Here is a 6,000-nt window from a genome sequence, read left to right as displayed (position 1 = left end):
CTCGCGGGCGCCCAGCTCGGCATCACGCTGTGCACGCTGGGTCTGGGCGCGGCTGGCCAAGCCGGCCGTCGCGGACCTGCTGGAGCCCGCGCTGAAGCTGACCGGCCTGCCGGACGCGTTCGCCTACGGTGTGGCGTTCGCGATCAGCCTGGTGCTGGTGGTGTTCCTGCACATGGTCGTCGGCGAGATGGCGCCGAAGTCGTGGGCCATCGCGCACCCCGAACGGTCCGCGCTGATCCTGGCGCTGCCGTTCCGCGCGTTCGCCCGCTCGGTCCGCTGGATCCTCAGTGGACTGAACTCGGTGACGAACGGCCTGCTGCGCCTGATGAAGGTCGAGCCGCAGGACGAGCTCGCGCAGGCGCACCGGCCGGACGACCTGCGGATGCTGCTGCGGCAGTCCGCCGAGCACGGCCTGATCCCCGAAGGCCAGCAACGGTTGCTGACCAGGATGTTGCAGGTGCAGCGCACGACCGTGCGCGAGGTGATGGTGCCGATCGCGGAGACGGCGACGGTGTCCCTGCACACGACGGCAAGGGCGATCGAGCGACGCAGCCTCCACTGTGGACGGTCGCGCTTCCCGGTCACCGACCTGCGCGGTCATTACGTCGGGCTCGTGCACATCCGCGAGGCCATGCGAGCCACGGCGCGCGGCGAGGACCCGGAGGCACGGGAGCTGATGGGGCCGGTGCTGACGCTGTCCGCGTCGACGCCGGTGGCCAGGGCCGTGACCGAGATGCGGAGCTCCAGGGCACAGCTCGCACTGGTTGAGGACGGCGAAGTGGTTGGTATCGCCGCACTGGAAGACCTCCTCGAAGAGCTGATCGGCGACTTCGAGGATGAAACCGACACCCGTCCGGTCGGCGTCCGCTGACCGGAGTTTCCCTCCGAGAGGAAACGTAAATGTTCAAGCGGATGCTCAGCGCCTTCGGCGTCGGCGGCCCGTCGGTCGACACCGTGCTGGACTCGCCGCACGCCGCGCCCGGCCAGCTCGTCACCGGTCAGGTGCGCATCCAGGGCGGCAGCGCGGACGCCGAGATCGGCCAGGTCGTGCTGTCGCTCGTCACCCGCGTCGAGGTCGAGCACGGCGACCACGAGTACGGCGGCGTCTCCGAGTTCATGCGGGTCGTGGTGCAGCAGGGTGTGCGGGTCACGGCCGGGCAGCTGGTGTCGATCCCGTTCCAGCTGCCCATCCCGTGGGAGACCCCGATCACGGCGGTCGGTGGCGCGCAGCTGCCGGGCATGACCGTGGGCGTGCGGACCGAGCTCGTGATCGCGGGCGCGCCGGACAAGGGCGACCTCGACCCCGTGCTGATCCACCCGCTGCCCTCGCAGGACGCGGTGCTCACCGCGTTCGGGCAGCTCGGGTTCGGCTTCCGCAGCGCGGACGTCGAGGCGGGGCGCCTGCACGGGGTGCCGCAGGAGCTCGGCTTCTACCAGGAGATCGAGTTCTTCCCGCCTGCCCACTTCGCCGGCCGGATCCAGCAGGTGGAGCTGACGTTCGTGGCTTCACCGCACGAGCTGTTCGTGATCCTGGAAGCCGACAAGCGCGGTGGGATGTTCTCGTCCGGTGGTGACGCGTTCGGCCACTTCCGACTGTCGCATCAGGAGGCTCAGGCCGCCGACTGGGCGACGTCGATCAACGGATGGCTGGCTCAGGTGGCGGAGCGCGGCGGTGCCATGCACGGCTACGACCAGCACGGCCACCACGGTCATCACGGTGGTCACCGCGGCCCCGGCATGGGCACGGTCGTCGCGGCCGGCGCCGCCGGTGTCGTGGGCGGCATGGTGATGGGCGAGATGATCGACGACGCGTTCGAGGACTTCGGCGGAGAGTGATTTCGAGCCCACGACCTGAGCCGCGGCACCGGGCTCAGGTCGTGGGCCTCTCCCTCGCAGGGGTACGTGAATCCGGTTCACCTGCACCCGGCTTACGTGAAGAACGACGACGGAGGTTCGGGTTCCACGAAACGGGGTAACCGCGCCGTGCGTCAAGCAGTCGGCGTTGTTACCCCGGTGGATGGAGGACGGTGACAACGTGGTGACGCTGATGCTCGACTACGCCCTGCGGGTCACGCGCGAGCTCGGCCTGAGCGGCGAGTCGTCGTGCGTGGACCGGGAAAAGCCTCTGAGGTTGTACATCGCGGTGGACGGCAGGTTGCCCGGCCACCCCGACCGCGACGTCGCCCTGCTGTGGACCGAATGCCATGGCTGGGCGATCGCGGTCGAGGAACCGGGCGGTGCCGAACTGACCGTGGTGGCGCACCTGGGCGGCACGGTGGAGCCGCCCCCGCGCACGGTGGCGCGGTGGGTGCGGCGCCTGCTCGGTCAGAAAAGGACCCGGCCGGCCACGGTGAACTCCGCCGCGCACAGCGGACACGTCGCCTGACCGAAGAGGTGGGCGACCGCCCGCATCACGCGCTCTTGGGCGTGTGACGCGGCGGTGTCGTACAACCTGCGGCCGATGCCTGTCAGTGCTGAGGGGTCGACGGGCTGCAACGGGCTCGTGTCGCCGATCTCGTCGATGAACGACGCCTTGGCGAGGCTGAGGTCGAACAGCAGCGTGATGTCGGTGCCGCACGACGGGCACAGCACGTCGAAGGGGAGTGACCCCAGGCTCTCGGCGAGGTTCGGCCAGTACGCGACGCCTTCGAACGCCAGTTGAGCGGCCAGCAGAGACGCGTAGTAGTCGTCGGAGGCCGGCAGGAGCCGGTTCGCCGCGGCCAGCAGCTCGGCTGCCAGGCGCTCGTCGCGGACCTCGGCACCTCCGGCGGCGATGATCGCGCCTGCCAGTGACACCGCCTGTTCCGCCAGTTCCGGGTCGTTCGCCAGGTCGGCCAGCTTGGGGAGCGCGGCGAAGCTCTCCGGGGACGCCCCGCCGTCGATGAAGTCGCCCCAGAGCTCGTCGAGGGTTTCCTGGGACCAGTCCGTCATGATCTCCACCTGCTTGAAAACGGCTAGAGGATCTGTTCGGAGACCGTCACCACGGTCTCGCACGCGGGGCAGGTCGCCTGACCGAAGACGTGCCGGAACACCCTGGCGACCCTCTCCTGGCCGTGGCTCGTCGCGGTCTCGCAGAGGCGGCGGCCGATGCCGTCCAGCGCGGCGGCGTCGGCGGGCCGCAGCGGGCGGTCGGCGCAATCGTCGGCGCGACTGACACCGTCGGAGATGAGGATCAGGATCGGGACGCCGCACCCAGGACACTCGATCTCGTACTCCTCGTTGGCGACGCCCCACGACAGGGCATCGGCGGAGTCCGTGAGGCCTTCGAACGCCAGCACGCTTTCGAGCAGGTACGCGTAGGTGCCCTCGTCGGCGCCCGGCAGCAGCTCGTTTGCCTTGACCAGCAGTTTCGTGACGGACGCGGCGTGCTCGGCGCGGACCTCGTCGCCGCCGTCCGCGACGATCGCGCCCGCGAGCACGACGGCCATGACGTCGTCGATGCCGGCGAGGTGGGGGAGGGCGGCGTAGCTGGCGGGGTAGGTGGTGCCCTGATGGCACAACGCGCTCCAGAGCTCGTCCCACGCCTCCGAGTCGTTCGAGGTGGCGACGCGGTCGAGCAGGCCGGGGATGTCCTCGGCGGTGCCGTAGGCGTGGGTGAGCTGCGACCAGTCCGTCATGAACTCGACCTACCTGGAGAACGGCTGAGGACCTGCTCGGAGACGGCGGCCAGCGGGCTGGCCATGGCGTCCGGGTGCGCGGTGCGAACCTCGTCCTTTCCGCTCACCACAGCGGCAGCGGCGCGCATCACCGCGTCGATCGCCTGCCGGCCATTGCCGTCCGCCGCGGCCACGAGTTGCGACCAGTCCGTCATGCCCGCGATGAGATCACGGGCATGACGGACTGGTCGGCGAAATCGGCTAAACGGTCACCGGCTCCGGCTCGTCCTTAGCGGAGAGCTCGTCGAGCGCGGTGCCCTCGACGTCGAGCTCCGGCAGCCACCGCAGCCACTGCGGCAGCCACCAGGCGCGCTCACCGATCAGGGCCAGCGCGGCCGGCACGAGCACCATGCGGACGACGAACGCGTCCACGAAGATGCCCACCGCCAGGGCGAACGCGATCGACTTGACGGTCGCCTCTCCGGCGGGGACGAAGCCGGCAAACACCGAGAACATGATCAGCGCGGCGGCCACGACGACCGGAGCCGCCTGCCGGAAGCCCGTGGTGATGGCCTCGATCGGCTTGGCGCCGTGGTGGTGCGCCTCGTGCATCCGTGACACCAGGAAAATCTGGTAGTCCATGGCGAGGCCGAACAGGATGCCGATCACCAGGATCGGCGTGAGGCTGATCAGCGGGCCGGTGGTGTCGAGGTTGACGGCGTCGGCGAGCCAGCCCCACTGGAACACGGCCACCGTGGCGCCGAGCGACGCGCCGATGGTCAGCAGGAAGCCGAGCACACCGACCAGCGGCACCAGCAGCGAGCGGAACACCAGCACCAGCAGGACGAGCGCCGAGGCCCACGACGACCGCGAGGTAGATCGGCAGCGCGCGGTCCAGCGACGTGGCCACGTCCACGCTCACCGCGGTGGCGCCGGTGACGTAGGCCTTGCCACCGTCCAAACCGGACAGTTCGGCGCGCAGGTCGGCGACGAGCTGTTCGGTGGCGGCGCTGTCGGGACCGGACTTCGGGATCACGGTGACCATCGCGGCGCTGCCGTCCGGGCTCGGCTGAGCCGGCGTCACCAGGGCCACGTCGGACATCTTCGCGATCGGCTCGGCGGCCTTGGTGGCCGTCGCGGCGGCGCCGTTGCCCTCGACGAGCACGATGATCGGGCCGTTGAAGCCCTCGCCGAAGCCCTGCGCGAGGATCTGGCCGGCACGTTCCTGCGTGGAGTCGGCCGGCGGCTTCTGGATCAGCGTGGTGTCCATGGAGGCCACCGGGATCGAGACGATGCCGAGCGCCACGACCGAGAGCAGCAGAGCGACGACGCGGTTGCGGGTGACGGCGCCCGCCCAGCCGCGGACCACGCCGCGGTCGGCGGGCTCGACCGTGCCGGAGCGCTCCTTGCGGGTCAGCACACGGCGTCCGAGCATGCTCAGCAACGCGGGCACCAGCGTGACGGCGATCAGCACCGAGACGACGATCGTGGCCGCGGCCGCGACGCCCATCTGCGTGAGGAACGGGATGCCCGCGATCACCAGGCCCACCAGCGCGATCACCACGGTGAGGCCGGCGGTGACGACGGCGGAACCGGCAGTGCCGACAGCGGTCGCGACGGCGTGGCCGACGTCGGATCCCCTGCGCAGTTCCTGGCGGTAGCGGTTGATGATGAACAACGCGTAGTCGATGCCGACCGCGAGCCCCAGCATCGAGGCGAGGATCGGCGTGGTCGACTGCAGGTCCATGAACCCGGTCGCGATGGTGATGCCGAGCGTGCCGATGCCGACGCCGATGCCTGCCGACAGCAGGTTCATGCCCGCGGTCACCAGCGAGCCGTAGGTCAGCGCGAGGATGACGAGCGCCAGCACGACACCGATGGCCTCGGTGGGCCCGCCGACGTGCGGCGTCGCCTGCATGGCGGTGCCGGTGACCTCGACGGTCAGGCCACTCGCTCGCGCCTTGTCGACGGCCTTGGTCAGCTCGGCCCGTTGCTCGTCGGTCACCTCGCCGGGCTTCACGTCGTAGGTGACGGTGCTGTAGCCGACGTTGACGTCGCGGTTCACGCTGGGCGCGGCCTGGTCGAGCGGGTTGGTCGCCGACCGCACGCCCTTGAGCGCGGCCTCGTCGGCCACCAGGTCGGTGATCGCCTTGACGTGCTGCGGCAGCTTCTGACCGTCCGGCGCCTTCACGACGACCCGAGCGGACGCGCTCTCGCCGGAGCCGAACTTCTGCTCGATGCGCTCGAGCGCGGTGGTCGACTCCTGGCCGGGAATGGACATCGCGTTGGACGTCTCCCCGCCCAGCGTGAAGGCACCGACACCGGAGCCGATGAGCACGAGCAGCCAGATCAGGACGACGGGAAGCCGGTGCTTGTGAGCACCCGTTCCGAGTCTGTAGAGCAG

At 70.2% G+C, this 6,000-nt stretch carries 7 protein-coding genes and 2 pseudogenes; 3 read left to right on the top strand and 6 right to left on the bottom strand.

Annotation, left to right across the window (positions count from 1 at the left end):
• From FXN61_RS25900 to FXN61_RS25890, 3 genes are all read left to right on the top strand, one after another.
• On the top strand, positions 1-871 hold an 871-nt coding region (locus tag FXN61_RS25900; protein WP_223165591.1), incomplete at its 5' end, for a hemolysin family protein.
• A 29-nt stretch (positions 872-900) separates the two neighbouring features.
• Positions 901-1,836, top strand: a complete 936-nt coding sequence (locus tag FXN61_RS25895) for a sporulation protein (protein ID WP_167976630.1) — start codon at positions 901-903, stop codon at positions 1,834-1,836.
• A gap of 181 nt (positions 1,837-2,017) precedes the next feature.
• Positions 2,018-2,386, top strand: coding sequence for a DUF6292 family protein (locus tag FXN61_RS25890; RefSeq protein WP_167976629.1), 369 nt, complete (start codon positions 2,018-2,020; stop codon positions 2,384-2,386).
• Here the strand turns inward: FXN61_RS25890 and FXN61_RS25885 are convergent.
• From FXN61_RS25885 to FXN61_RS55670, 6 genes and pseudogenes are all read right to left on the bottom strand, one after another.
• Positions 2,326-2,931: a hypothetical protein gene (locus FXN61_RS25885; RefSeq protein ID WP_167976628.1), complete on the bottom strand. Its 606-nt coding sequence runs from the start codon at positions 2,929-2,931 to the stop codon at positions 2,326-2,328. The genes FXN61_RS25890 and FXN61_RS25885 overlap by 61 nt on opposite strands.
• 23 nt (positions 2,932-2,954) lie before the next feature.
• Positions 2,955-3,617: a hypothetical protein gene (locus tag FXN61_RS25880; RefSeq protein ID WP_167976627.1), complete on the bottom strand. Its 663-nt coding sequence runs from the start codon at positions 3,615-3,617 to the stop codon at positions 2,955-2,957.
• Positions 3,614-3,811, bottom strand: a complete 198-nt coding sequence (locus FXN61_RS25875; protein ID WP_167976626.1) for a hypothetical protein — start codon at positions 3,809-3,811, stop codon at positions 3,614-3,616. Before FXN61_RS25875 ends, FXN61_RS25880 begins: the two co-directional genes overlap by 4 nt.
• A gap of 46 nt (positions 3,812-3,857) precedes the next feature.
• The gene (locus tag FXN61_RS55680; protein ID WP_312877996.1) at positions 3,858-4,007 is read right to left on the bottom strand and encodes a hypothetical protein; all 150 of its coding nucleotides are present in this window, start codon (positions 4,005-4,007) and stop codon (positions 3,858-3,860) included.
• 6 nt (positions 4,008-4,013) lie between these two features.
• Positions 4,014-4,394, bottom strand: a pseudogene (locus FXN61_RS55675) (MMPL family transporter); the annotation flags it as partial.
• 124 nt (positions 4,395-4,518) lie between these two features.
• Positions 4,519-5,877 (bottom strand): annotated as a pseudogene (locus FXN61_RS55670) (MMPL family transporter); the annotation flags it as partial.
• Positions 5,878-6,000: the final 123 nt, after the last annotated feature.

This window comes from Lentzea indica, assembly GCF_012184385.1.
Lineage (GTDB): Bacteria > Actinomycetota > Actinomycetes > Mycobacteriales > Pseudonocardiaceae > Lentzea > Lentzea indica.
The sequence above is the reverse complement of the archived record's forward strand: the minus strand, read 5'-3'. Positions and strand labels throughout refer to the sequence as shown.